27 protein-coding genes are annotated in these 23,911 nt (G+C 69.2%); 17 read left to right on the top strand and 10 right to left on the bottom strand.

Annotation, left to right across the window (positions count from 1 at the left end; all coding sequences use genetic code 11):
- The first annotated feature begins 55 nt into the window (after positions 1 to 55).
- The 7 genes from Pmi06nite_RS20030 (at position 56) to Pmi06nite_RS20000 (ending at position 4,873) form a co-directional block, all read left to right on the top strand.
- On the top strand, positions 56 to 1,519 hold the full coding sequence (locus Pmi06nite_RS20030) for an MFS transporter (protein ID WP_203954585.1): 1,464 nt from the start codon (positions 56 to 58) through the stop codon (positions 1,517 to 1,519).
- A 108-nt stretch (positions 1,520 to 1,627) separates the two neighbouring features.
- Entirely contained in the window at positions 1,628 to 1,939 is a 312-nt protein-coding gene (locus Pmi06nite_RS20025; protein ID WP_203954584.1) for a hypothetical protein, read from the top strand.
- Entirely contained in the window at positions 1,915 to 2,331 is a 417-nt protein-coding gene (locus Pmi06nite_RS20020) for a PIN domain-containing protein (RefSeq protein ID WP_203954583.1), read from the top strand. Before Pmi06nite_RS20025 ends, Pmi06nite_RS20020 begins: the two co-directional genes overlap by 25 nt.
- Positions 2,332 to 2,540: 209 nt before the next feature.
- Positions 2,541 to 2,924 (top strand): ArsR/SmtB family transcription factor, encoded by a 384-nt coding sequence (locus Pmi06nite_RS20015; protein WP_203954582.1) that lies wholly within the window; start codon positions 2,541 to 2,543, stop codon positions 2,922 to 2,924.
- Positions 2,917 to 3,396 (top strand): SRPBCC family protein, encoded by a 480-nt coding sequence (locus tag Pmi06nite_RS20010; protein ID WP_203954581.1) that lies wholly within the window; start codon positions 2,917 to 2,919, stop codon positions 3,394 to 3,396. The genes Pmi06nite_RS20015 and Pmi06nite_RS20010 overlap by 8 nt, the downstream gene beginning before the upstream one ends.
- Positions 3,397 to 3,495: 99 nt before the next feature.
- Positions 3,496 to 4,245: an SDR family NAD(P)-dependent oxidoreductase gene (locus Pmi06nite_RS20005; RefSeq protein WP_203954580.1), complete on the top strand. Its 750-nt coding sequence runs from the start codon at positions 3,496 to 3,498 to the stop codon at positions 4,243 to 4,245.
- 28 nt (positions 4,246 to 4,273) lie between these two features.
- On the top strand, positions 4,274 to 4,873 hold the full coding sequence (locus Pmi06nite_RS20000; RefSeq protein ID WP_239114048.1) for a dihydrofolate reductase family protein: 600 nt from the start codon (positions 4,274 to 4,276) through the stop codon (positions 4,871 to 4,873).
- 9 nt (positions 4,874 to 4,882) lie between these two features.
- On the opposite strand, the gene Pmi06nite_RS19995 is transcribed toward Pmi06nite_RS20000, so the two are convergent.
- Positions 4,883 to 5,452, bottom strand: coding sequence for a PadR family transcriptional regulator (locus Pmi06nite_RS19995; RefSeq protein ID WP_239114047.1), 570 nt, complete (start codon positions 5,450 to 5,452; stop codon positions 4,883 to 4,885).
- Positions 5,453 to 5,506: 54 nt separating this feature from the next.
- On the opposite strand from Pmi06nite_RS19995, the gene Pmi06nite_RS19990 reads away from it, so the two are divergent.
- Positions 5,507 to 6,688, top strand: coding sequence for an FAD-dependent oxidoreductase (locus tag Pmi06nite_RS19990; RefSeq protein WP_203954579.1), 1,182 nt, complete (start codon positions 5,507 to 5,509; stop codon positions 6,686 to 6,688).
- Between the two features lie 20 nt (positions 6,689 to 6,708).
- Here the strand turns inward: Pmi06nite_RS19990 and Pmi06nite_RS19985 are convergent, their stop codons facing one another.
- The 3 genes from Pmi06nite_RS19985 to Pmi06nite_RS19975 all read right to left on the bottom strand — a co-directional run bounded on the left by Pmi06nite_RS19985 (position 6,709) and on the right by Pmi06nite_RS19975 (position 8,943).
- Positions 6,709 to 7,083 (bottom strand): hypothetical protein, encoded by a 375-nt coding sequence (locus Pmi06nite_RS19985; RefSeq protein ID WP_203954578.1) that lies wholly within the window; start codon positions 7,081 to 7,083, stop codon positions 6,709 to 6,711.
- 89 nt (positions 7,084 to 7,172) lie between these two features.
- Complete coding sequence (locus tag Pmi06nite_RS19980) at positions 7,173 to 7,934, bottom strand: class I SAM-dependent methyltransferase (RefSeq protein WP_203954577.1); 762 nt, start codon at positions 7,932 to 7,934, stop codon at positions 7,173 to 7,175.
- Positions 7,935 to 7,956: 22 nt separating this feature from the next.
- The gene (locus Pmi06nite_RS19975; protein ID WP_308442515.1) at positions 7,957 to 8,943 is read right to left on the bottom strand and encodes a zinc-binding dehydrogenase; all 987 of its coding nucleotides are present in this window, start codon (positions 8,941 to 8,943) and stop codon (positions 7,957 to 7,959) included.
- A gap of 256 nt (positions 8,944 to 9,199) precedes the next feature.
- On the opposite strand from Pmi06nite_RS19975, the gene Pmi06nite_RS19970 reads away from it, so the two are divergent.
- Together Pmi06nite_RS19970 and Pmi06nite_RS19965 are read left to right on the top strand one after the other, a co-directional pair.
- The gene (locus tag Pmi06nite_RS19970; RefSeq protein WP_239114046.1) at positions 9,200 to 9,574 is read left to right on the top strand and encodes a hypothetical protein; all 375 of its coding nucleotides are present in this window, start codon (positions 9,200 to 9,202) and stop codon (positions 9,572 to 9,574) included.
- Between the two features lie 76 nt (positions 9,575 to 9,650).
- Positions 9,651 to 10,055 (top strand): hypothetical protein, encoded by a 405-nt coding sequence (locus Pmi06nite_RS19965; protein WP_203954575.1) that lies wholly within the window; start codon positions 9,651 to 9,653, stop codon positions 10,053 to 10,055.
- Positions 10,056 to 10,095: 40 nt separating this feature from the next.
- Here Pmi06nite_RS19965 and Pmi06nite_RS19960 read toward each other — a convergent pair whose 3' ends face one another.
- Positions 10,096 to 10,449, bottom strand: a complete 354-nt coding sequence (locus Pmi06nite_RS19960) for a DUF742 domain-containing protein (protein WP_203954574.1) — start codon at positions 10,447 to 10,449, stop codon at positions 10,096 to 10,098.
- On the bottom strand, positions 10,446 to 12,500 hold the full coding sequence (locus tag Pmi06nite_RS19955; RefSeq protein WP_203954573.1) for a sensor histidine kinase: 2,055 nt from the start codon (positions 12,498 to 12,500) through the stop codon (positions 10,446 to 10,448). Before Pmi06nite_RS19955 ends, Pmi06nite_RS19960 begins: the two co-directional genes overlap by 4 nt.
- A 375-nt stretch (positions 12,501 to 12,875) precedes the next feature.
- Here Pmi06nite_RS19955 and Pmi06nite_RS19950 point away from each other — a divergent pair, with 375 nt between their 5' ends.
- Genes Pmi06nite_RS19950 through Pmi06nite_RS19940 form a run of 3 tightly spaced genes read left to right on the top strand, consistent with a single transcriptional unit; the run spans position 12,876 to position 14,834 of the window.
- The gene (locus Pmi06nite_RS19950) at positions 12,876 to 13,817 is read left to right on the top strand and encodes a DMT family transporter (RefSeq protein ID WP_203954572.1); all 942 of its coding nucleotides are present in this window, start codon (positions 12,876 to 12,878) and stop codon (positions 13,815 to 13,817) included.
- Complete coding sequence (locus Pmi06nite_RS19945) at positions 13,814 to 14,428, top strand: GntR family transcriptional regulator (protein WP_203954571.1); 615 nt, start codon at positions 13,814 to 13,816, stop codon at positions 14,426 to 14,428. Before Pmi06nite_RS19950 ends, Pmi06nite_RS19945 begins: the two co-directional genes overlap by 4 nt.
- Positions 14,429 to 14,471: 43 nt before the next feature.
- Positions 14,472 to 14,834 (top strand): hypothetical protein, encoded by a 363-nt coding sequence (locus Pmi06nite_RS19940; RefSeq protein ID WP_203954570.1) that lies wholly within the window; start codon positions 14,472 to 14,474, stop codon positions 14,832 to 14,834.
- 33 nt (positions 14,835 to 14,867) lie between these two features.
- On the opposite strand, the gene Pmi06nite_RS19935 is transcribed toward Pmi06nite_RS19940, so the two are convergent.
- Entirely contained in the window at positions 14,868 to 15,632 is a 765-nt protein-coding gene (locus Pmi06nite_RS19935; protein ID WP_203954569.1) for a crotonase/enoyl-CoA hydratase family protein, read from the bottom strand.
- A 409-nt stretch (positions 15,633 to 16,041) separates the two neighbouring features.
- Between Pmi06nite_RS19935 and Pmi06nite_RS19930 the strand changes: the two genes are divergently transcribed.
- Both Pmi06nite_RS19930 and Pmi06nite_RS19925 read left to right on the top strand, forming a co-directional pair.
- Positions 16,042 to 17,469, top strand: a complete 1,428-nt coding sequence (locus Pmi06nite_RS19930; RefSeq protein ID WP_203954568.1) for a sugar transferase — start codon at positions 16,042 to 16,044, stop codon at positions 17,467 to 17,469.
- Between the two features lies 1 nt (position 17,470).
- A complete protein-coding gene (locus Pmi06nite_RS19925; protein ID WP_203954567.1) occupies positions 17,471 to 18,535 on the top strand; it encodes a glucose-1-phosphate thymidylyltransferase in 1,065 nt (354 codons plus the stop codon).
- Positions 18,536 to 18,548: 13 nt separating this feature from the next.
- Here Pmi06nite_RS19925 and Pmi06nite_RS19920 read toward each other — a convergent pair whose 3' ends face one another.
- Both Pmi06nite_RS19920 and Pmi06nite_RS19915 read right to left on the bottom strand, forming a co-directional pair.
- Positions 18,549 to 19,448: a phytanoyl-CoA dioxygenase family protein gene (locus tag Pmi06nite_RS19920; RefSeq protein WP_203954566.1), complete on the bottom strand. Its 900-nt coding sequence runs from the start codon at positions 19,446 to 19,448 to the stop codon at positions 18,549 to 18,551.
- A gap of 96 nt (positions 19,449 to 19,544) precedes the next feature.
- Positions 19,545 to 21,116 carry a DUF4082 domain-containing protein gene (locus Pmi06nite_RS19915; protein ID WP_203954565.1) on the bottom strand — a complete coding sequence of 524 codons (1,572 nt, stop codon included), beginning with the start codon at positions 21,114 to 21,116 and terminating at the stop codon, positions 19,545 to 19,547.
- A 268-nt stretch (positions 21,117 to 21,384) separates the two neighbouring features.
- Here Pmi06nite_RS19915 and rfbB point away from each other — a divergent pair, with 268 nt between their 5' ends.
- Together rfbB and rfbD are read left to right on the top strand one after the other, a co-directional pair.
- Positions 21,385 to 22,356: a dTDP-glucose 4,6-dehydratase gene (gene rfbB, locus Pmi06nite_RS19910; protein WP_203954564.1), complete on the top strand. Its 972-nt coding sequence runs from the start codon at positions 21,385 to 21,387 to the stop codon at positions 22,354 to 22,356.
- 41 nt (positions 22,357 to 22,397) lie between these two features.
- Positions 22,398 to 23,240, top strand: coding sequence for a dTDP-4-dehydrorhamnose reductase (gene rfbD / locus Pmi06nite_RS19905; RefSeq protein ID WP_203954563.1), 843 nt, complete (start codon positions 22,398 to 22,400; stop codon positions 23,238 to 23,240).
- Between the two features lie 76 nt (positions 23,241 to 23,316).
- Here rfbD and rfbC read toward each other — a convergent pair whose 3' ends face one another.
- Positions 23,317 to 23,907 (bottom strand): dTDP-4-dehydrorhamnose 3,5-epimerase, encoded by a 591-nt coding sequence (gene rfbC, locus Pmi06nite_RS19900; RefSeq protein ID WP_203954562.1) that lies wholly within the window; start codon positions 23,905 to 23,907, stop codon positions 23,317 to 23,319.
- Between the last annotated feature and the right edge of the window lie 4 nt (positions 23,908 to 23,911).

Here is a 23,911-nt window from a genome sequence, read left to right as displayed (position 1 = left end):
TACAAACCTATCTGCTACGGTCTCTCTTGTCGCCAATTCGACAGGAGTCACCGACATGCCCCCTGCTTTCGCCACCGGACCCCGGTCTCGCTGGCTCGCCCTCATCGTGCTCTGCGCCGGGATGCTCATGGTCGTCCTGGACGGCAGCATCGTCACCGTCGCGCTGCCGGCCATCCAGCAGGACCTGCACTTCTCCCCATCCAGCCTGACCTGGACCGTCAACGCGTACATGATCGCCTTCGGGGGTCTGCTGCTCCTCGCCGGACGGCTCGGCGACCTGATCGGCCGCAAGCGCATGCTGCTCGCCGGCCTCGCGGTCTTCGTCGTCGCCTCGCTGCTGTGCGGGCTGGCAGGCAGCGCCGAGATGCTGATCGCGACCCGGTTCCTGCAGGGAGTCGGGGGAGCGATGTTCTCGGCGGTGAGCCTCGGCATGATCGTGACGCTGTTCACCGAGCCGAGCGAGCGAGCCAGGGCGATCGGCGCGTTCGCCTTCACCGGAGCCGTCGGCGCCTCGATCGGCCAGGTCCTCGGTGGAGTGCTCACCGACGCGCTCGGCTGGCACTGGGTGTTCCTCATCAACCTGCCGATCGGTGTCGCCGCGGCGCTGCTGGCCGTACCCCTCCTGGACGACGATCGCGGGCTCGGCCTCGGCAACGGCGCCGACGCGCTCGGCGCGGCCCTGGTCACCAGTGGTGTGATGCTCGGCGTCTACGCCATCGTCCAGGCGGAGCAGTACGGCTGGGCGTCGGGGCGGACCCTCGGCCTGGTCGCTCTCGCCCTGGCCCTGATCGCGGGATTCGTCGCACGCCAGGCCACCGCGGCGCGTCCACTGCTGCCGCTTCGCGTGTTCCGCGCACGCAACGTCTGGGGGTCCAATCTGATCCAGATGTTGGTGCTGGGAGCCCTGTTCAGTTTCCAGATCCACATCGCCCTCTACATGCAGGGCGTCCTCGAGTACGGTGCGACCGCCACCGGCCTGGCGATGCTCCCGGCGGCTCTCGCCATCGGAGCGGTCTCGCTCGGAGTCTCGGCCCGCCTCATCTCCCGGTTCGGCGAGCGCGCGATCCTGCTGTGCGGTCTGGTGTTGTTGCTGGCGGCGCGCCTGCTGCTCCTCCGCCTGCCGGTGGACGGCACGTACGTCGTGGACCTGCTCCCCGTGATGTTGCTGACCGGTGGCGGCGGCCTGGTGTTGCCGGCGCTGACCGCGCTGGGCATGTCGGGAGCCAGGCCCGAGGACGCCGGGGTGACCTCGGGTCTGTTCAACACCACCCAGCAGATCGGCGCCGCGCTCGGTGTGGCGGCCCTGTCCACCCTGGCCGCGTCTCGCACGGAGCATCTGGCGGCCGAAGGCGCCCAGGCGGCGTCGGCGCTCACCGGCGGCTACCACCTGGCGTTCGTCATCGGGGCCGGACTGCTGGCCGCCGGGATCGCCCTCACCGCCCTGGTGCTCAAGAAGCCGGCACCCGGGAAGCCCGGGAAGGTGACGGCGGCCCCACCCGCGACGGCGACGATCGTCTGAATCCCGGCGAGACCGGCGAGACCGGGCGGCCTCGGACGTCCGAGGCCGCCCGGCCGTGTCCGGCGTAGGCGCTGGCCTTATTGCTACTTCAAGTAGTAAACTCGCCGCATGGGTGAGCCTGAAGAGGACTTCGCTCCGGGGGAGGGCCCGGCCGCCAAGGTCAGCGTCTCTTTGCGGGCCGGCAACATCCGTGCCATCAAGGAGCGCGTCGGAGCTCGCGGGTTCTCCGCCTACGTGGATGCCGCCGTTGAGCGTCAGATCGAGCGCGATCTGCTGGAGGAGGCGTTGCAGGCCAATGAGGCGGAGAACGGTCCGGTCCCGCAGGTCTTCCGTGATGAGGCGGCGGAGTTGTTCCGCCAGGTGAAGTCCGCACCCGAGTTGCAGGGAGACGGCGGATGGCACGCGCACGAAGCAAGCTGAGTGCGGGCACCGTCGTCCTCGACTCCGAAGGCCTTTCCCGGTGGTGTGCCGCCGACCAGCGAGTCACGGCGATCATGCGGGAGGCTCAAAGCAATGATTTCCGGGTCGTCGTCAGCGCCGTGACGCCCATCGAGGCATTCGATGGTCGGGTGAAGAGCGATCGGCTGCGATGGCATCTGTCCAGGCTCCGGGTCGAGCCGGTGACCGAAGAGGTCTCTCTTCGTGCGCTCGAACTGCTCCGCGCCAGTGGCCTCCACGGCCATAAGTACGCCATCGACGCGGTCGTGGCGGCCACGGCTCTTCACTCCGTGAGGCCGGTGGTCGTGTTGACGTCCGACGAGGACGACATGAGGAAACTCTGCGGAAAGACGGTTCGCCTCGTCAGGGTCTGACGGCCCGCGCGTCAGGACGGCATCACCGAGTTCTTCAGGCGTCTGCATGACCGCTCTCCGGGCGTGAGCGGTGTCGCACAATTCCGAGCGTGATCTCGGCATCTCCCCGGTTCGCCACCTCCCGTGGGCATTTCCCCGTAAGGGCCTTGACAGGGGGAGGCGCTCGGTCGCATATTTAACCTACTCGTTTTGAAACAAGGTGGTTATGAATGGCGGCCGACCAGCTCAGTCTCGTTTTTCAGGCGCTCGCGGACCCCATCCGCCGCGCGATCTTGACGCGGCTGACGAACGGTGACGCGACCGTGGCCGAGCTCGCGGAGCCGTTCAACGTCACACAGCCCGCGATCTCGCGGCACCTCAAGGTGCTGGAGGCCGCGGGGCTGATCTCGCGCAGCCGGCGCGCGACCGCTCGGCTCAGCCATCTGGAGGCCGAGCCGCTCCGCGACGTGACCACCTGGCTGGCTCGCTACCAGCGGTTCTGGGACGAGAGTCACGAGCGGCTCGACGAGCTGCTGGCAGCGCTGCAGAACAACCGGCAGAACGGCACCGACCGCGCTGAGGCGGTCCCCACGAAGGGAAACGAAGATGGTTAAGACGCAGATCACCGCCGAGCCCGGCACCTCGCAGATCATCATCGAGCGGGAGTTCGACGCGCCCCGCGACCTGGTCTTCCGCGCCTACACCGATCCGGAGCTGCTCGTGCAGTGGATGGGCCCGCGCGACCTGACCATGAAGATCGAGGAGTTCGACGTGCGCGACGGTGGGAAGTGGCGCTACATCAGCACGGACGCCGACGGCAACGACTACGGCTTCCACGGGGTCTTCCATGGGACCCCGTCGCCGGACGCCACCGTGCAGACCTTCGAGTTCGAGGGTGTCCCCGGCCACGTCGCCCTGGAGAAGCTCACCCTTGAGGAGCAGGACGGGAGGACGCTGGTGCGTACGGTGTCCAGCTTCCAGTCGGTCGAGGACCGTGACGGGATGGTCGCCTCCGGGATGGAGCGGGGCGTCCGCGACTCCGACGAGCGTCTGGAGGAGTTGCTGGCGAGGCTGCAGAACGACTGAAGCGCTCCGTGCGGGGCGGCGGGCCGGAGCCGGTCCGCCGCCCCTGCGAGGAGACCCACCCCCACGGCGCGGTACGGCCGCGCGGACAGGAGACTCGACGTGTTGCTCGAGGGAAAGAACGCGGTCGTCTACGGAGCGGGTGGCGCGGTCGGAGCGAGTGTGGCTCGCGCGTTCGCCCGTGAGGGGGCGCGGGTCCATCTCGCAGGGCGCACACCGGAGACTCTGGACGCGGTCGCGAAGGACATCCGCGCCGCGGGCGGGCTGGCCGAGACGGCGTGCGTCGACGCGCTGGACGAGAGCGCGGTCGACGAGCACGCCGACGCGGTCGCCGCGGAGGCGGGCAGTCTCGACATCTCCTTCAACCTGATCTCGCACGGCGACGTTCAGGGGGTTCCGCTCGCCGAGATGTCACTCGAGGACTTCGAGCGGCCGGTCCTCACCGCCGTCAGGACGATGTTCCTGACGTCCAGGGCGGCCGCCCGCCACATGATCAGGCAGCGGTCAGGCGTCATCCTCCTTTTCGGCGGCTACGGGGATCCGGTGCCCCGCCTCGGCGGGCTGCAGGTCGCGTTCGGCGCGCTCGAGTCCCTGCGGCGGAGCCTGGCGTGCGAGCTCGGGCCGTACGGCGTCCGCGCGATCACACTGCAGACGGGCGGGATACCCGAGACGCTTCCTGAGGGCTTCCCCGCCGCCCAGGCGATCACCGACGACATCGTCGGGCGGACCATGCTCGGGCGTGCGGCCTCCCTGGAGGACGTCGGGAACGTGGCCGCCTTCGCCGCCTCCGACCGCGCGAGGGCCGTCACGGCGTCCGCGATCAACATCACCTGTGGGTCCGTCGTGGGTTAGCGGCCCGCTCCGATTGAACAGTGAGGTAATGATGGGAAAGGTCATCACGCAGCTCTCCATGTCCCTGGACGGCTTCGTCGCGAGTCCCACCGACGGCGTGGAGCACCTGTTCGACTGGTATTCCAACGGCCCGGTGCGCGTCGAGACGCCCGGTACCGGAGGCCCGGCCGCGTTTCTGGTCTCGGAGGCGAGCGCGGACCATGTCCGGGAAATGATCGACGGCACGGCCGCCCTGGTCGTCGGACGGAGGCTGTTCGACCACACCGGCGGCTGGGGTGGCGGCCACCCGTTGGACGCGCCGGTCTTCGTGGTCACCCACTCCGTCCCCGAGGGCTGGCCCCGCGAGGACGCGCCCTTCACCTTCGTCACCGACGGAGTCGAAAGCGCCATCGCGCAGGCCTCGGCCGTGGCGGGCGACAAGGCCGTCGGCGTGGCCGGGCCGAACATCGCGCAACAGGCGATCAATGCCGGCCTGGTCGACGAGATCAGGGTGGACCTGGTGCCCGTGCTCCTCGGCGAGGGGATCCGCTTCTTCGACAACCTCACCGGCGCCCCCGTGAAGCTCGACAATCCGCGGATCATCGAAGGCGACCGCGTCACGCACCTCTACTACAGGGTCGTTCGCTGATTCCGGCCGCTACAAGCGGTAGTCCCACGTGATCGCGTCGGTGTGGAGATCCTCCACGAGTCCCCGGACGTACTCGAGTTCGGCCGTGACCGCGGCCAGTTGGTATTCGGACTCGACGAGGAAGATGCGGGGCAGGAACTTCGTCCCGTCGGCCAGTTCGGTCTGCAGGGCGGCCCCTCGAGTCTCCAGCGCGGCGACCCTCGTCTCCAGCGCCGCCCTGGCGTCTTCCGGCTCCAGCACGGGGAGGAAGGCCAGCGCCGCGGGGAACTCGGGGAACTCGCGAGACGGAGTGGACAGCATCGTCCGCATCCACTGCCGCAACGTCTCGCGGCCCTCGTCCGTGAGTTCGTAGACGGTCCGCTCCGGCCGGTTCTCCTCGCGGGAGGTCTCCAGCACCGCGATGAGCCCGTCGCGCAGCAGCCGTTCGATGGTCTGGTACACGCTGTTGCGCTGCGCGACGTTGACCACGTCGTCCTTGTGCCGTTCCTTGATCAGCTGCTGCATCCGATACGCGTGCATCGGCGCCTCGCCGGCCAGGGAGAGCAAGGCCATGGCCAGGGGAGATCGCCGCGTCGACATGCCGTCCAGCATAAGGGGTTGTCGGATCTTAGTCATAATATGTATAGTCAATACATGACTAAGCAAGCTCTGATCATCGGCGGGGGCATCGCCGGGCCGATCACCGCCATCGCGCTCCAACGCGCCGGAATCGACAGCGAGGTCTTCGAGGCCTACGACCGCGGATCGGAGGGCGTGGGCGCCTTCCTCACGCTCGCGGTCAACGGTCTGGAGGCCCTGCGCGTCCTCGACCTGCACGACCTCGTGTGCGACCTGGGCATGGACTCGTCGCTGATGCGCATGAGCAACGGGCGGGGCAGGCAACTGGCGACGCTGAACCAGCCCAGCAGGACCCTGAAGCGCGCCGACCTCTACCGGGTGCTGCGCGACGAGGCCGTCCGGCGCGGCGCACACATCCATTACGGCAGGCGCCTCGCCGATGCCTCGATCAGCGGGGGACGGATGCGGGCGGACTTCGCCGACGGCACCTCGGCGGAGGGCGACCTGCTGGTCGGGGCCGACGGGCTGCGCTCCCGCACGCGCACGATCATCGACCCCGGGGCGCCGCGCGCCCGTCACGTCGGCCTGCTCAACACGGGCGGGTTCGCGCGCGGAGTCACGGTGCCCGGCGAGCCCGGCACGAGCTACTTCATCTTCGGGAAGAGGTGCTTCTTCGGCTACCTGATCCACCCGAACGGCGAGGTCTGGTGGTTCGCCAATCCGCCGAGCCCCAAGGAGCCGACCCCGGAGGAACTCGCGGCCATCACCCCCGGCCGGTGGCGGGCCGAGTTGCTGGAGCTGTTCCGGGACGACGCCGGGCCCATGATCGACATAATCCGTGCGACCGACCACATCATCCCCGGATGGAACACCTACGACTTCCCGAGCGTCCCGAAGTGGTTCAACGAGCACATGGTGATCGTGGGAGACGCCGCGCACGCGACCTCGCCCTCGGCCGGCCAGGGGGCGTCCATGGCGATCGAGGACGCGGTCGTGCTGGCAACGTGTCTGCGCGACGTCCCCGGCACTCGCGACGCCTTCGCCGCCTACGAACGGTTACGGCGAGGGCGGGTGGAACGCGTCGTGAAGCAGGGCAGGCGCAACGGGAGCGGCAAGGCCCCGGGCGCCTTCGGCGCGTTCGTCCGGGACCTGGGCATGCCGCTGATCATGCGGCAGATCGAGAAGAGAGACCTGATGGCGTGGATCCGCGACTACCGGATCTCCTGGGACGACCAGGTGTCCGCGCCGCTCGGCTGAACCGTCCCACAAGCAGACGGTCAACCCGGGCGCATGTCCTCCACATGGACGACGGCGGGCTCACACCCGTCGCGATCGCGCTTGGCCCGGCCGAACAGGCCGACGTGCAGATTCCCGTGCTCCTCCAGCTCGTCGGGCGCGACGTAGGTGAGGACGTCGGGATGATGGCCGGTCACCGCCCAGCCGGGGACGTCGTCGAGTGTGATGACGTTGAAGTCCCCGGCCGGACTGCCCACGTGGACGGGGCCGTACTCCCGGAGGATGGTGGTCGCCTGCTGGGCCAGGTCGCCGGTGGGCTCCATGAGGATCACGCAGGTTCCATGTGTGAACAGCACCCACGACTTGGCGGGATCCAGCAGCCGGCGCCAGGTCTCGATCACGATCTCGTGGTTCATGCCGGGCAGGCTACCGACCGGCCACGACAAGAACCCACTGCACCGAGGGCGGCTGAATTCCTCGCGGCCGCCCTCTTGTCTCGAGCGTGTCAGGCCGGCTTGCGGGCCTCGATGAGGAAGCGCGTCGCGTGGGCGACGAACGGCCCCTCGGCCTGGATCCGGTCGTGCAGGACCTTCAGCTCCGCGCGGTAACGGTCGACGGTGAAGCCGGGGACGATCCAGATGACCTTCCGCAGGAAGTAGATCACCGCGCCGACGTCGTGGAACACGGTGCGCAGGCTCTCCATGCGGAGGTCGACGACCTCGAGGCCGGCCGCCTCGGCCTCCTGCCTGGCCACCTCGGGGTCGCGATGCGAGTTCGGCCGCTGGGGGCCGAGGAAGACCTCCGTGAGCTCCACGACACTCCGCGGCCCCACCTGTTGCGACAGATAGGTTCCGCCGGGTCGCAGGACGCGGGCGATCTCGTTCCACCAGGTGACCACCGGATGTCGGCTGATCACCAGGTCGAAGACGCCGTCGCCGAACGGGAGGCGAGGCTCGTCGTCGTCGGCGATGACGGCGACGCCGCGCGGGCGCAGCCGCTGGCTGGCGCGCACGATGTTCGGCGGCCACGACTCGGTCGCCACCGTCAGGGCGGGGAGCCACGGCACGCCCGCGAGCACCTCACCACCCCCTGTCTGGATGTCAAGCGCGGCCGAGGCATGGGGCATCCGCTCCGCGATGAGCCGCGAGTAACGCCACGACGGGCGCTCCTCCGTCGCACGGCCGTTCAGCCAGGAGAAGTCCCAGCCCTCGACCGGGACGGACTCGGCGTCGGCCACGAGTTCGTCAAATGTCCATGTATTCGTCACGTCCCCAGGCTGACAGTGGGCCTCATGAAACGTCCAAGGGATTTCCGGCCGCCGGGGATCGCCCCGTCACCAGCAGGGTCTTGCCCACGGTCGCCCGGGACTGGATGGCGGCATGGGCGTCGGCCGCCCGCTCCAGGGGGAAGCGCTGCCCGATCAGCGGCCGCAACCGCCCCGCCGCCGCCTCCGCCAGCGCGTCCGCGGTGAACGCCCGCGACGCCTCGGGCGTGAGTTGGGCGCCTCGGAGGAGGGTCGCGTCGCGATCAGCCGCTTCCTCCTCCGAGACGCCGGCCCATTGGCCGCTCGCCATGCCGAAACTCAGCATCCGGCCGCCGCGGTCGAGCAGGTCGAACGCCGACCGCCCGATCGCGCCCCCGACCCCGTCGAAGACGACGCCGACCCCGCCCCCGGCTGAGCGCACCCGGTCCGTCCAGTCCGGCAGCAGGTAGTCCACGGCCGTGTCGGCGCCCAGGTCACGGGCCACACCGGCCTTGTGGGCGCCGCCGGCCGCCGCGACGACGGTCGCCTCGGCGGCACGTGCGAGCTGCACCAGCAGGCTGCCCACGCCACCTGCCGCCGCCTCGACCAGCACACGTTCCCCGGGGCGCAACGCCGCCGTCCGGAGGAGCCACATCGCCGTACGGCCGTCGGCCAGCAGCGCTACCGCGCTGTCGAGGCCCACGCCGTCCGGCACCTCGATCAGCCCGGCGGCGTCCACCGCGGCGAGCTCGGCATAGCCCCCCGAGCCGCCGGTGCCGCTGACCACCCTCCTGCCGACCAGGCGGTCGTCGGCGCCGTCGCCCACGGAGACGACCACGCCGCCGACGCCGTTGCCCGGGATCATCGGGAGGTCCGCCTTGAACGGCCCGAAACCGCCCGCGCGGAACTGGGTCTCGACGAAGGTGATGTTGGCGAACGCCACCTCGACGAGTGCCTGTCCCGGACCTGCCACGGGGTCGGGCGTGTCGGACGCGACCAGAACCTCGGGTCCCCCGAATTCCTTCAACCACACCGCACGCACGTGATCCCCTCCGGCCGATCGGGTGTCGGGATCGCAGTCTGCAACTTCAACTTAAGTTGAAGTCAAGTCGTGCTCGCGGGACGACTCCTCCCGCGACGCGTACGACGTTCCTCCCGCGACGCCTACGACGTCCGTGCCGCTCGTGAGCCTCGACCCGTCCCGATGGACTAAAGCCGGATATATCCGGAAAGTGACAAAGGGTCGGGATTTCTATGTGGCGGGTACGTCTCCTCGTGGGGGGGACGCCATGAAGAAGATCGTCGCTGTCGCCGTGCTCGCTGCGATGACCATGCTCGGAGCGGTCGCCGCCGCATACGCGGATGGCCGGCACCGGGCGGACGGCCGCCAACAAGAAGAGGTCAGCAGCGCGCAGTACCACATCCTGCTCGGACAGTGCCGCTTCGGGGACACGGCCGGCGCACGGGCCCAATGCCGGACGGACGTCAAGCGGAACTATCGCATCGGCGCACGTAACCCCGATCTCGACTGCCGCACCTACTCCAGCGTGTCGGTCTGCGGCGAGCTGACCCTCAGCCCGCGAGAGCAGGCCTGCGTGAGCGAATCCGTGGGGGGAGGCCTCACCTTCCGCCGCGCCGAGGTGGAGTGTTACGCCTTCGGATGACGCACGACGAGGGAGGAAGCCCCGTCACATCGATGATTCGTCCGACCACCGCCTCCAAGTGATCTAACCTGCCGGAGTGGACGCCAACAGTCAGGGCGCCGCCGGACTTCTGCGAGCTCTGCTGCGTACGGCGGCGCTATTCACGGAGACGGGCCGCGCCGTCTTCCAGGACCACTTCCCCCACGTCCGCTGGACGCCCGTCTCGGATCTGGGCGGCCACACCGTACGGCTCGGCCTTGAACTGGCGTTGCCCGGTCACGAACTCGTCTTCGAGATCCGCGCCGGGATGGAGGAGGACCGGTTCACGATCGAGGGTGACATGGTGCTGGACGGCGAGGCGGTCCAACTGGCGCTTCCCCCGGCGGCGACCTCCGACGTGGAGCGGTTCGTCGTCGTGCTCGATCGATATGCCGAGGAGCTGACGGCCCCGGCCAGGGCACACGTCGGCATGCTGATCGAGTCCTTCGCCCGGGGGTCGTGACGAAGGCTCACGATCGTGACGGTCAGAGCGTGACGGAGGGTCAGAGCGCCTGGAGCCCCTGGATGACCTCACGCAGGAGGCGCTCCTCGGGAAGCTGAGCGACGGTCGCCTGCGGCCGGGCCGTGATGAGGCCCTGTTCGCGCAGGTCGCCGAGGAGGATGCGCATGACGTTGAGCGACATGCCCATGTCCGACGCGATGTCGGCGACCGAGGCGGGTGCCAGGCACATCTGGAGGATCCGCAGGTGCTCGGGAGGCAGCCCCGCCGCCCGTGTGTGGGCGGACGGAGCCGTTCTGATCATGGTCATCAGGTCGAGGTCCGGGCCGCTGGGCCGGGTCCGGCCCCGCGTCAGCGTGTAGGGCCGTAGGAGGGGGCCGAACTCCTGCTCTGTCATGACTCCTCCTGGGCGCGCTGCCAGCCGGCTTGGAAGGAGCTGAAGACGTCGCGAGGTTCCTCGCGGAGCTGGGGTGCCAGATTGGCCTGCCGTACGCGCTTGGGCAGGGAGTCCTCGTCATGGTCCGCGGCGGTGTCGGGGGCCGGCGGCGTGAGCGCGAGCACCGGCGGGACCGGCGGCCGCGGCGGGATCAGCCGCTCGACGGAGTGGTCGTCGCCGGCGTTCTCCACCACGATCTCCTTGGGCAGGAGCACGACCGCGCTGGTCCCGCCGTACGGCGAGGTCCGGAGGGAAACGCGGACGCCGTGGCGCCGGGCGAGCAGTCCCACCACGAACAGGCCCAGCCTGTCGCTGTCGGCCAGGTCGAACTCCGGTGGGTCGGCCAGCCGCTCGTTGAGCTGCGCCAACTCCTCCGGGCTGATGCCGAGACCGCGGTCCTCGATCTCCACCGCGAATCCGCGGGCCACCACCTCGCCCCGGACGATGACCTGGGTGTGCGGCGGCGAGAAGATCGTGGCGTTCTCCACCAGTTCGGCCAGGAGGTGGACCAGGTCGGTGACGCTGCCGCCGATGACCGCAGGGCCCTGGGGCACGACCACGCTCACCCGCAGGTAGTCCTCGACCTCCTCCACGGCGGCGCGGGCCACGTCGAAGAGGCTGACGGGGTTGCGCCACCCGCGGCCGGGGTGTGCGCCGGACAAGATGATCAGGCCTTCCGCATGGCGGCGCATGCGGGTGGTCAGGTGGTCGACCGCGAAGAGCTTCTCCATCATGTCGGGGTCGGCGACCTGCTGTTCGAGCCCGTCGAGCAGGGCCAGCTGGCGCTGCAGGAGCGACTGGCTGCGACGGGCCAGGTTGAGGAACACGTTGCCGACGCCCTTGCGGAGCTCCGCCTGACCGACCGCGGCCTCCACGGCGGTGTGCTGCACCGAGGTGAAGGCGGCCCCCACCTTGACGACCTCGGCCGTGTCCCCCGGGGTGACCAGCGGAGGCGTCTCCGCGGCCACGTCGACGTCCTCGCCGCGGCGCAGGCGCTGGACGATGGCGGGCAGGCGCCGGTCGGCCAGTTCGAGCGCGGCCCGCTGAAGAGCGATGAGCTCGGTGGCGAGGCCGCGGGCGAACCTGACGGAGATGAACAGAGTGGCGATCACCGCGATCAGGCCGAGGGCTCCGGCGACGCCGATGCGGTAGAGCACGCCCTTGGCCAGGGGGAGGGCGCGGTCCGCGATCGCCTTGCTGCCGTCGCCGCTGATCTGCGAGAAGGTGCCGACCAGTCCTTCCGCGGTGGTGTGCCAGGTGCTCGCATCACGGGGCAGCCGCGTGTTGGTCTGCACGCCGACCATGATCTCGTTCTCCATGGACATGAACGAGGCGTAGGCGGGCGAGGCGTTCACCGCCGCGAACCCCTTGATCAGCTCGGAGTCGAGCTGGCTGGTGCCGAGCTGGTAGAGGAGACGGCGCTGGCCGACCATCTTGGAAAAGGCGTCGCGCTCGTCGGGCGAGATCCTGCCGATGGCGAGCACGCCCGTGATCAGCGCGGACTCCTGGCTCATGACCTCGCGGCTGCGGCCGATCAGGATGATGGCCTTGGTCTGCTCGATGAGGTCCATGTCAGGGGAGATCATCAGGCGGTCGTAGGCCTGGAAGCCGACCTCCGCGACGGCGCTGTAGTCCTCGATGGCCTCCAGGCGCGACAGGCCGTGGCCGTCGACGCGCCCGCGGAGGCCGTCGAGCTTGCGGGTCTGGTCGATGAGCTCCTGGATGCGCTCCCCCATGGCCGGCGGCGTCTCGTCCCGAGCCTTCTGCGAGACGCGGACCAGTTCCTCGAGCGAGGCGTCCGTGCGCTTGCGCTGCGCCTCGAGGTCGTCGTGCGTGGACGACTTCCTGCCGAGATAGGCGGCGGACAGCAGGCGTTCCTGCTGTATCTCGCCCAGGAGCGCGCGTGTGGGCACCACGACGTTGTCGTACACCGTCTGGATCTTGAGCAGCTCGAGTCCGCTCTGGACGGTGAGAGTGGCGGCGAACCCCCAGATCACCGCGAGGGCGGTCAACGGAACCAGCAGGATTGCGAAAATCTTGAAACGAATGGAACGTTTCCGTCCAGCCATGAGCCCCGCCCGTTCCGAAGACACATGTGTCAATAGTGGCGAAACCCTAGCAATGGGTGAGCAGGGAAACCAAGTATTTGTCCTAACAAGTTCTGACATTTCACAAGGGCGCATTGGCCTCTGTGATCATGGTCGGGGAGCCTGTGGAGGAAGTGTGGCGCGGTCTTCCCATGCGGGCGGTCCGGTGTAATACGTTTCCCGGTTTTATCGCGGCACTTCCCGTCCCTTCTCGGGGGTTATTTCCCTATTTCTCCGATTGAGTTTCTGGGTGGCCCCGGACCCTTGCCAGCATCTGTCTAGTTGTCAGACAATCTCTGCATGGCACTGCGATCGGGTCCTCTCGTCGTCGTGGCCGCGGCGGTCCTGTGGGGCACGGCGGGCACGGCGGGCGCCGTGGCCGCCGCCGACCCTGTGCCCCTAGCGGCGGCACGGCTGGTCCTCGGAGGAGCGGTGCTCGCCTCGGTCGCCGCCCTCATGCGGTCGCGACGCGCGAATCACCAGGTCACAGCACGAGGGAAGGGTCGGGTGCCCTGGGGGCAGGTCCTGGCGGCCGGGGCGGTCGCGGGCTACCAGTTGTGCTTCTTCGCCGCCGTCCAGCGCACCGGTGTGGCCATCGGCACGGTGGTGGCCATCGGCAGCGGGCCGGTGTTCACAGGGCTCCTGTCCTGGCTCATCGGCCGTGAGCCGCCGAGCCGCCGCTGGATCTTCGCCACCGCCGCGGCCATCGCCGGCTGCGCCGTCCTGGTCTGGGGAGGCGTCTCCGGCGGTGTGACGGGCGGGGCCGACCCCTGGGGGATCGCCCTCGCCCTGCTCGGCGGCCTGCTCTACGCCTTCTACGCGGTCGTCGCCTCCCAGGCGATCGGACGCGGCACGGAGTCCGCGATCGTCATGGGCGTCATGTTCGGCGGAGCAGCCGTCATCATGCTGCCCGTCCTGCTCGTGACCGGCGCCGGCTGGCTGGCGCACCCGCGCGGCCTGCTCGCCACGCTTTATCTCGGCTGCGCGACGACGGCCCTCGCCTATCTCCTCTACGGCAGGGGCCTGCGGACGACCCCGGTGGCGACCGCGGCGACCCTCGCCCTCGCGGAGCCCGCGGTGGCCGCGCTGCTCGGACTGGTGGTGCTGCACGAGCACCTGTCCCCGCTCTCCTGGGGCGGCCTCGCGCTGCTCGGCCTGAGCCTCGCCGTCGTCGCCCTTCCCGGCGGAGCCGTCTCCGGCCCCGCGGAGCGGGTGCCCGCACATCTAGGCTCGGTGCCGTGACCACGCTCAGGCCCGTCTCCACCGTAGAGGCGCTCGCCGCGGCCCTGCGGGAGCGCGTGCTCTCCGGGGACATCGGGCCGGGGGAGGCGCTGCCCGAGCAGGAGTTGTCCGCCCGGTACGGCGTCGCCCGGCCGACGGTGCGGGAGGCGCTCGCCGTCCTCGTCCACGAAGGGCTGCTGCGGCGCGAGCGCAACCGCAGCGCGTACGTCCCCGAGGTCACGGCCGACGACCTCGCCGACCTGATGTACGTCCGGCTCCCGCTCGAGGAACTGATGGCGCAGGCGCTCGCGGGCCGCCGCACTCCCGGGGCGGAGACCGCGCTGGACCGGCTCAGCGACCTGCCCACCGGCGCTCCGTGGGCCGCGGTGGTGGCCGAGCACATGGCACTGCACGAGGCGCTGATCGCGGCCGTCGGCAGCCCGCGCCTGGACCGTCTCTACGGCTCGCTCGCGGCGGAGACGCGTCTCGGTCTCGTGCGGTTGCGTGACGTGTACGGGGACCGTCTCGAATTGGTGGCCGAGCACCGCGAGTTGTTGCAGATGATCGCGCGAGGTCCCGTAGACGCCGCCCGGCGGGCGGTCAGGGACCATCTGCGGTGGCGCGAATTCTGACGTCTCTTGCACGGAGCGCCCCCCAGTCGTCACAATCGCGCCCATGCACGGCAACGCAGTGCCGGATTCCTATGTCTACGTCACCGAAGAGGGCGTCACCCGTCACTATTCCGACGGCAGCGTCGAGGCCCTCGCATGGGAGGACGTCGTGGAGGTCCGGGTCGGCGGGCTGGCAGCGGGCGAGGGGCGGCCCGACGTGCTCATCGTCCTTCTCGACCGCGACGGAGAAGGCTGTGTCGTCCCCCGGTCGGCGACTGACGCCGGCTTCCTTGCGCGGCTGAGATACCTGCCCGACTTCGACCTCGAACGGCTGAACATGGCCGTGGAGACGGCCGACGACGGATATGTCGTCGTATGGCGTAGTCCCGATCCGCCTTCGCCGTTACCCGATCTCGAATACGACTGAGACCGCCTTCTCTGTCAGGCGCCCGCTTCTCCGTCAGGCGCCGTGCCGGCCCGCTCCGGTGCGGAACCGCTCCACCCCCGCCAGACCTTCCGCCCGCATGGCGTCCAACGACACGAGTCCGTGCCGGAACTCGACGGCCATGGCCTCATCCTCCGGCAACCCCTCCTGCTCCAGCGCCGCGAGGCGGTCCTCGCGCAGGCACGCCTGGGGAAGCGCGGCGAGTTGCGCGGCCAGCGCCTCCGCGGCCTCGCGTGCGGTGCCCGCCGGGACCAGGCGGTTGACCAGGCCGATGTCCAGCGCCTCCCCGGCCGGTACGGCACGGCCCGTGAGGATCAGGTCGAGCGCCCGTCCCGATCCGATGAGGCGCGGCAGCCGTACCGTGCCGCCGTCGATCAGCGGGACGCCCCATCTGCGGCAGAAGACGCCGAACGTCGCGTCGTCGGCCGCCACGCGGAGGTCGCACCACAGGGCCAGTTCCAGACCTCCCGCGACGGCGAAGCCCTCCACCGCGGCGATGACGGGCTTGGACAGGCGCATCCGGGTGGGGCCCATGGGGCCGTCCCCGGCCGTCTCGACCCGGTTGCCGCGCTCGGTGCCCACCGCGTGGAGGTCGGCGCCCGAACAGAACGTGCCTCCGTCGCCCCACAACACGGCGACGGACGCGCTCTCGTCGGCCTCGAACGCGCGGAACGCGTCGGCGAGGGCGGTCGCCGTGGCCCGGTCGACCGCGTTGCGGACGTCTGGCCTGTTCAGGATCACGGTCGTCACCGGACCGCGCCGGTCGATGCGTACGGACATATCGAGAATCTAGTTCTGTTCGCCTTCGGTTCGAAGGCTCTCGGCGGGCGATCCTCCGTGCTGAGGCGGGCGTCCACGGACCACTTCCGGTCACTCCTCCTGATCGATGCATCTTCGATGGCATTTCCGGACGCGTGAACTACGACGGTATTTCTGGCTAATGGGGCACTGTTGGACCGTTCCGTCAAGCCATATCGGCTGCTTCACCGCGGCCGATTGTGGACAGTGATCATCGTTCCATCCCGTCCGGTCGCTCTTTAGTATCGATCTGGGTACCCGGCCCTGGAACGCCTGAGTTCCTTGTGAACCGTTGGGATGCTTTATGCGTCAATCTCCTGCACACTCCAGCGACTAAGGGCGTGGTGAGATGGAAGCTCGTGCGGGGCTACCCGAACCGCCGGTGGTTCCCATGGACGTCGTTGTGCGGTCTTCGCCCAGCGTGTGGACCACTTCATACCGGAAGGTCCTGGTAGCAGGCGACCTGCTTTCGGCAGTCATCGCCTTCTCCGTGGTCGAGCTGACCCGGTTGAAGGTCGGGGCCTTCATCCCTCTCTACGATCTCTACTTCGGGCTGGCCCTCACGGCGATCTGGCCCTTGATCATGGCGATGGCCGGCGGATACCGCAAGCGTGCCCATGGGGAGGGCACCGCGGAGTTCCGCGCCGTCACCGAGGGCGGTGTGGGACTGATCGCCGCGGTCGCCATCGGCGCGTACGCGACGCAGACGATGATCGCCAGAAGCTATGTCATGGCGATGTTGCCGCTCGCCATCTTCTTCACGCTGTTGTTCCGGCATCACATGCGCAAGCGGTTGCACCGCGCCCGGACCAACGGCGAGTACATGCGGCGCGTGGTGGCCGTCGGCCATCGGGCGTCCGTCATCGACCTCGTGATGCAGTTCAGGCGGCAGCCGTACCACGGCATGCGGGTGGTGGCCGCGTGCCTGCCGTACGGGGCGGACGGCGAGCAGGTGCTCGACGTCGACGGTGTGCCGGTGCTCGGCGACTTCGGCGACGTGCCCGCGATCGTCGACATGGTCGCGGCCGACACGGTCGCGGTGCTCGCGTGCCCGGAACTGGACGGCACCTCCCTGCGCCGTCTCGCCTGGGGAATCGAGTCCCGGGGCGCCGACCTGTTCGTCGCTCCCGCGCTCATGGACGTCGCCGGCCCCCGGATCAGCGTGCGGCCCGTCGCGGGCATGCCGCTGCTGCACGTGGAACATCCCGACATCAACGGCATCCGGCAAGCCGTCAAGAGTGCGTTCGACAAGTTCGTGGCCTCGGTGGCGCTGCTGATCCTGGCCGTTCCCATGCTGGTCATCGCCGTCGTCATCCGGACGACGAGCCCCGGGAAGGCGTTGTTCCGGCAGACCAGGGTGGGACGCCACGGCCGTGAGTTCCAGGTCCTGAAGTTCCGGACGATGGTCGCCGACGCGGAACGTCTCAAGGGCGTTCTTCTTCACGAGAACGACTCGAACGGCGTGCTCTTCAAGATGAGGAACGATCCACGGATCACCAAGGTGGGCGGCCTCCTCCGGCGCTACTCCCTCGACGAGCTTCCGCAGCTTCTCAACGTGGTGCGCGGGGAGATGTCGCTCGTCGGCCCCCGCCCGCCGCTTCCCGTCGAGGTCGCCAAGTACGGCGCCGACGTCCGCCGCCGCCTGGTGGTGAAGCCCGGGATGACGGGGTTGTGGCAGGTGAGCGGCAGGTCCGACCTGTCGTGGGAGGAGTCGGTCCGGCTCGACCTGCGTTATGTAGAGAATTGGTCCCTTATGTTGGATCTCCAGGTCTTATGGAAGACCTGGTCGGCGGTCACGCGTGGAGAAGGGGCTTACTGAGTTGAAGGCGCTCGTCCTGGCCGGTGGATCAGGCACCCGGCTCAGGCCCATCACCCACACCCAGGCGAAGCAATTGGTACCGGTCGCCAACAAGCCGGTCCTGTTCTACGGCCTCGAGGCCATCGCCTCGGCCGGGATCAAGGACGTCGGCATCGTGGTGGGGGACACGCAGGCCGAGATCGAGGCCGCCGTCGGTGACGGCTCCGCGTTCGGCCTCCAGGTGACCTACCTCCGGCAGACGGCGCCGCTCGGGCTGGCGCACGCCGTGCTCATCGCCCGCGAATACCTGGGCGAGGACGACTTCGTGATGTACCTCGGGGACAACTTCATCGTCGGGGGGATCGACGGACTGGTCGAGCGCTTCCGCGCGGAACGCCCGAGCGCGCAGATCATGCTGACGAGGGTCGCGGACCCGCGGCAGTTCGGCGTGGCGGAACTCGACGACGGCGGCCGCGTCGTGGGCCTGGAGGAGAAGCCGCGCGAGCCCAAGAGCGACCTGGCCCTGGTGGGCGTCTACCTGTTCACCCGCGCCGTCCACGAGGCCGTCGCCGCGCTGAAGCCGTCGTGGCGGGGAGAACTCGAGATCACCGACGCGATCCAGGCGCTGATCGACGCGGGGCACGACGTGCAGCCGGCGCTGATCTCCGGTTACTGGAAGGACACGGGCAACGTCGCCGACATGCTCGAGGTCAACCGGCTCGTGCTGGAGTCGCTGGAGCCGCGCCTGGACGGAGACGTCCAGGACTCCGAGCTCATCGGCCGGGTGGTCGTCGAGGCGGGCGCGTCCGTGCACGGTTCCCGGATCGTCGGCCCGGTGGTCATCGGTGCGGGAGCCGTCGTCACGGACTCCTACATCGGGCCGTTCACGTCAGTGGCGCGGGACTGCCGCATCAGTCGCAGCGAGATCGAGTACTCGATCCTGCTCGCCCGCTCGTCGATCGACGGGGTCCACAGGATCGAGGCCTCGCTGATCGGCCATGACGTGGAGGTCACCCCAGCGCCCAGAACGCCCAAGGCGCATCGTCTGGTGCTGGGGGACCACAGCAAGGTGCAGATCAGTTCCTGAGGGCTGACGCGCCTCAGCGGGAGGCCGCCTCCGCCGCCTCGGCCTCGTACTCGAGCGCCAGGTCCTCGGGCATCTCGGCCAGGTCGGTCGAGCGCTTGAAGTCACGCAGGGTCGTGCCCGTGCACCTGGCGTCCACGTTGGCCGCCGCGCGACGTGCCCGCACGTCGTCGATGTTGACGGTGCGGAAGTCGATGCTGAAGCGGGTGCGTCCCGAGGTGTTCGGCACCGTCGAGTGGAGCTGGGCGCCGGAGAACAACATCATGCCGCCGGCCTCCGGCACCACGCGAACCTGCGGGTCGAGCTCGACCTCTTCCTCCGGCTTCGGCTGGTCCCGGGTGTCGTTGTGGATGTGCTGTGCGGCCGTGGCCCTCGAGGAGCGGTTCCACTCGGCGTAGTCGTAGCGCGCGCTGCCGTTGGCGACGGGACGGTCGAAGTACTTCGGGTGGAAGGCCATCACGTTGTCCGCGACGACCGGGTAGATCGGGATCCACCAGTTGATCTGGTTGAACGGGGCGGAGTACCAGCAGTCGCGGTGCGGATGGAAGGCGTAGGAGATCCCCGAGGTGAGGTAGTCGTTGGAGGTGGAGGTCCGCAGCCGGGGCACGTCGAAGTAGGTGCGGTCCAGTTCGCAGCCGAGCTCCTCCATGACCAGGGGGAGCAGCTTCTTGCACTGCGGGTGGTGGATGAAGCGGGGCTTGAGCTGCGAGAGCAGGGCTGCGAACTCCTCCACGGGCATTTCGAACTGGGCCGTCTCCGGGTCCCGGCCGCCGAACGCCTCCTCGATCAGCTCGCGGGCGAAACCGATCAGCTCCGTCGAGGAGGCCGAAGCCGGATAGACGAACACGTCGCCCTTGTAGATGAGGCCCCGCCGTGTCTCGTCGTCAACGCCACTGTTCGAAAGGACTGTGGTCATGGTGAAAGTTCTCCCTCGTCTCGCATGCCGCGTTGCATGCTAGTCACCGACAGCCGATAGGACGCGCCCGCGGGATCACCGGATTACGCGCCCGGGTCAGCCTTCGCAGGCCAGTGAGCCGACTGTGGAGGTGACCCGGTATTGGCTGTTGACGGTGACCAGTTTGTTACCGGACCAGTCGGTGGTCCCGCAGTCGGAGTCGCTCGGTCCGTAGTCCCAGGACTTGTTGGCCACCAGGTTGTTCTTGGCGACGGTGCCCTCCGAGGCCCGCAACCGGATCGTGTAGGTGCCGCCGATCAGCAGGTTGTTGGTGACGGACACGCCCGTGCTGGGGTCCACCAGGAAGACCGGCGCCGTGTGGTCGGGGGCGTCGCTCTGGTCGACGGTGTTGTGATCGAAGATCAGGCCGTCACCGCGCCCGACCGTCTGGATGCCGTCGGAGTGGTCGCCCGAGTGGGAGCACAGGATGATGAAGGAGTCCCTGACCTTGACGTTGTCGCCCGAGACGCTGACGCCGTCGACGTGGTTGCGGATGTGCACGCCAGTGGCCGTGAACTCGGCGTTCCAGAGTCCCGGTGTGCTGTCGCAGCCGCTCTCCGGGCCGATCGTGGAGTCCGAGATGGTGAACGGGTAGATCTTCCGGTCGTACTCGTTCTTCACGTCGCCGTCGATCAGGCTGTTCCTGACCGTGACGTTCGCGGCCGTGATGAGCAGGGTCCCGGAGACGTGGACGCCGTCGAGGACGGTCCCGGCCTTGGTGACGCGGTAGGTGTCGCCGGACATGTTCGACGCGAGGGCTCGCAACTTCTTGCCGGCGGGCACGCCCGTGCAACTGGGCGTCGGGAAGGCCGGGCAGTTTCCGGTCCTCGCCACGACGGGCGGCTTCGGCTTCGGCGTCGGAGACTTGGAGGGCGTCTTGCTGGGCGTGGGCGTCGGCTTGGCGGGTGTCGGAGTGGGCTCGGGGCCGCCGTCGAGCCATCGGTAGATGACGTCGACGTAGTAGTTGTAGTTCTTCGGGTTCCACTTCGTCGGGAAGCCGCCGCCCTTGCCGTAGCGGTAGACGCCGGTCTTGGCGGCCTCCGACATCAGCGGGCCGGACCGCAGCGAGGTGGCACGCGGCTTGCCCACGTAGACGCCGTTCTCGCTGTGGTAGGAGACGGTGTACACATGGTCCGCCGCCACCATGGCCGGCTCGTCGAAGTGGGCCTCCTGCCAGCCCGTGGCCGTCTCCTCCGCGAAGGTGACCTTCGCCAGTTGGTTGCCGTCCGAGTCCCAGAGGCTGCCGGTGTGCCGCCCCGTCTCACCTGACGCCTTGTAGAAGCGGATCCCCGCCACCCAGCCGTTGCGTGAGACGGTGAAACGGGTGCCCAGTTCCAGGGGGACGTTGTCGGAGTGGCGCTGCACCTTCACCTTGGTGGCCGGCTTCCAGAAGCTGACCTCCTTCATCTTGGGCGTCACCACCGGCGCCGCCACCACGGATCCGTTCGCGACGGTGGGCCCCTTCTTCGCCGTCGCGGGCTCCCCGGAGCCCGTCGCGGTGAGCCACACCGCGTACGACGCGGCCCCGGCGAGCACGGCGGCGAGCACACATGCCGTGATCACTCGGGCGCGGCGGCGCGGTGAGCGGTCCTCCCCGAAATCGTGACGGGGGAAGTGCGAGTGGGCCATGTCTGGGACCTCCGCGCGTGCGCGCCCGGTTCGTTGTCGCTCTGTCGGACCGTTTCCCAACCCGACCCGTTGGTGCCATTGGCCATTGTGACGGCTGTGGTAACAGTCGCGCATCAATCTTGCCGACATTTCCTGTCCTGTCCACTTTTGGCCTGCCGTGACGCCAACCGATTCCACGAATGAGGAGTCGCTATATCCGTTGGGCATGTCCGGGGGGGACATGCGGCACAATCAAATCCGAGGTCTAAGTCGACAGGTTGGATCCCTTGTGAAGCTTCTCGTCACCGGTGGTGCCGGATTCATCGGCTCGCACTACGTCCGTACGGTTCTCACCGGCGGCTACCCGGCCTTCGCCGGGGCGTCGGTGACGGTTCTCGACCGGTTGACCTACGCGGGCAATCTGAGCAACCTCGCCTCCGTCGAGGGCGGGTACGAGTTCGTCCACGGCGACGTGTGCGACGCCGGCCTGCTCGCCGAGATCGTCCCCGGCCACGACGTGGTCGTGCACTTCGCCGCCGAATCCCACGTGGACCGCTCGATCGACGGCGCGGCGGACTTCGTCCGTACGAACGTCCTGGGGACGCAGACGCTCATGGAGGCCTGTCTGGCGGCCAAGGTGAGCCGGGTCGTCCAAGTCTCGACCGACGAGGTCTACGGCTCGATCGAGACCGGGTCCTGGGACGAGAGCGCGCCGCTGGCGCCGCGTTCGCCGTATTCGGCGTCCAAGGCGGGCGCCGACCTCATCGCCCGCGCGTACGCGGTGACCCACGGCCTGCCCGTCTCGATCACCCGGTGCGGCAACAACTACGGGCCCTACCAGTTCCCCGAGAAGGTCATCCCGCTGTTCATCACCAACCTGCTCACCGGGAAGTCCGTCCCGCTCTACGGCGACGGCGGCAACATCCGGGACTGGGTGCACGTGGACGACCACTGCCGCGGCATCCAACTCGTGGCCGAGGTGGGCGAGCCCGGTGAGGTCTACCACATCGCGGGCACGGCCGAGCTGACCAACCTGGAGCTCACCCAGCGCCTGCTCGACGAACTCGACGCCTCCTTCGACCAGGTCGAGCGCGTCGCCGACCGCAAGGGGCACGACCGGCGGTACTCGCTGGACGACGGCAAGTTGCGCGCCCTCGGTTACGCGCCCCGGATGAGCTTCGACGAGGGCATCTCGGAGACCGTCCAGTGGTACGTCGACAACCCGTCGTGGTGGAAGCCGCTGCGGTCGGACGCCCAGTGACCGGCGTCCACTGACCGACATCGAGCGACCACGGAGGCGTCATGACCAGATGGCTGGTGACGGGAGCGGGCGGGATGCTCGGCACGGACCTCGTCGCCCTTCTCACACGTGAGGGCGAGGAAACGGTCGCGCTGACCCGTCACGACCTCGACCTGCTCGACGCGGACGCGGTCGTGACGACGGTGCGGGAGGTGAAACCGGACGTCGTGGTCAACTGCGCGGCCTGGACGGCGGTGGACGACGCCGAGGCGCGCGAGGGCGAGGCTCTCGCGCTCAACGGCCACGCCGTGCGGACGCTCGCCGAGGCATGCGGTGAACGGCTCATCCAGATCTCGACGGATTACGTGTTCGACGGCTCCTCGCCGGAGCCGTACACGGAGGACGCCCCGACGAGCCCGATCAACGCCTACGGGCGGACCAAGCTGGCGGGGGAGCAGGCCGCGCTGGCGCACGGCGGTCAGGTGGTCCGCACGGCGTGGCTGTACGGCGCGCACGGGCCCAACTTCGTCAAGACGATGATGCGTCTGGCGACGGAACGGGACACCGTGTCCGTGGTGGACGACCAGGTCGGGCAGCCGACGTGGACCGCCGACCTGTCGGCGCAGATCGTGCGGCTCGCCCGGGCCGATGCCCCGCCGGGTGTGTACCACGGCACCAGCGCGGGCCGGACGAGTTGGCACGGCTTCGCGCGCGAGGTCTTCACGTTGCTCGGCGCGGACCCCGACAGGGTGCTGCCCCTCTCGGCGGCGGGGTTCCCGCGTCCGGCCGCGCGGCCCGCCAACAGCGTCCTGGGCCACGATCGGTGGGCCGCCGCGGGGGTGGCCCCCCTCCGTGACTGGAGAGAGGCCCTGCGCGCCGCGTGGCCCCATCTGAGCGCCGGCTGAGCCCCATCCGGCCGCTTCCGGCCGAGGCGTCTGTCCGAGCCGCGTCCGAGGCTCTGTCCCGAGCCTCGCCCGAGGCCTAGGTGAGCGACGCGTAGTACGCCTGGCAGGCGGCGTAGTCCGGGAGCAACCCGGCGTCCTGCGCCTCCTTGACCGACGGCGCGGCGGCGTCCTTGTCCGACAGCAGGGGCTCGACGTCGAGCGGCCATTCGACGGCGATCGTCGGGTCGAGCGGATGCACTCCGTGCTCGCGCCCCGGCGCGTACGGCGTCGAGCACAGGTACACGACGGTCGCCTCCTCGCTGAGCGCGAGGAACGCGTGCCCGAGCCCCTCGGCCAGGTAGAGCCCACGCCGTGACTCGTCGTCCAGACGCACCGCCTCCCACTGCAGGAAGGTGGGCGAGCCGACCCGCAGGTCCACCGCGACGTCGAGGATGGCGCCGGAGACGCACGTCACGTACTTGGCCTGGCCGGGTGGCACATCGGCGAAGTGGATGCCGCGCAGGACGCCCCGCTTCGAGACCGAGCAGTTGACCTGGGCCAACTCCAGCCGGTGCCCCACCGCGTCGTGGAGGTCCGCCGCACGGAACGATTCGAGGAAGGCGCCACGGGTGTCGCCGTGGATTCGCGGCGTGTACGCCCACAGTCCGTCGATGCTCAGAGGGTCCATGCGG

The organism is Planotetraspora mira, from assembly GCF_016863275.1.
GTDB classification, from domain to species: Bacteria; Actinomycetota; Actinomycetes; order Streptosporangiales; family Streptosporangiaceae; genus Planotetraspora; species Planotetraspora mira.
The sequence above is the reverse complement of the archived record's forward strand: the minus strand, read 5'-3'. Positions and strand labels throughout refer to the sequence as shown.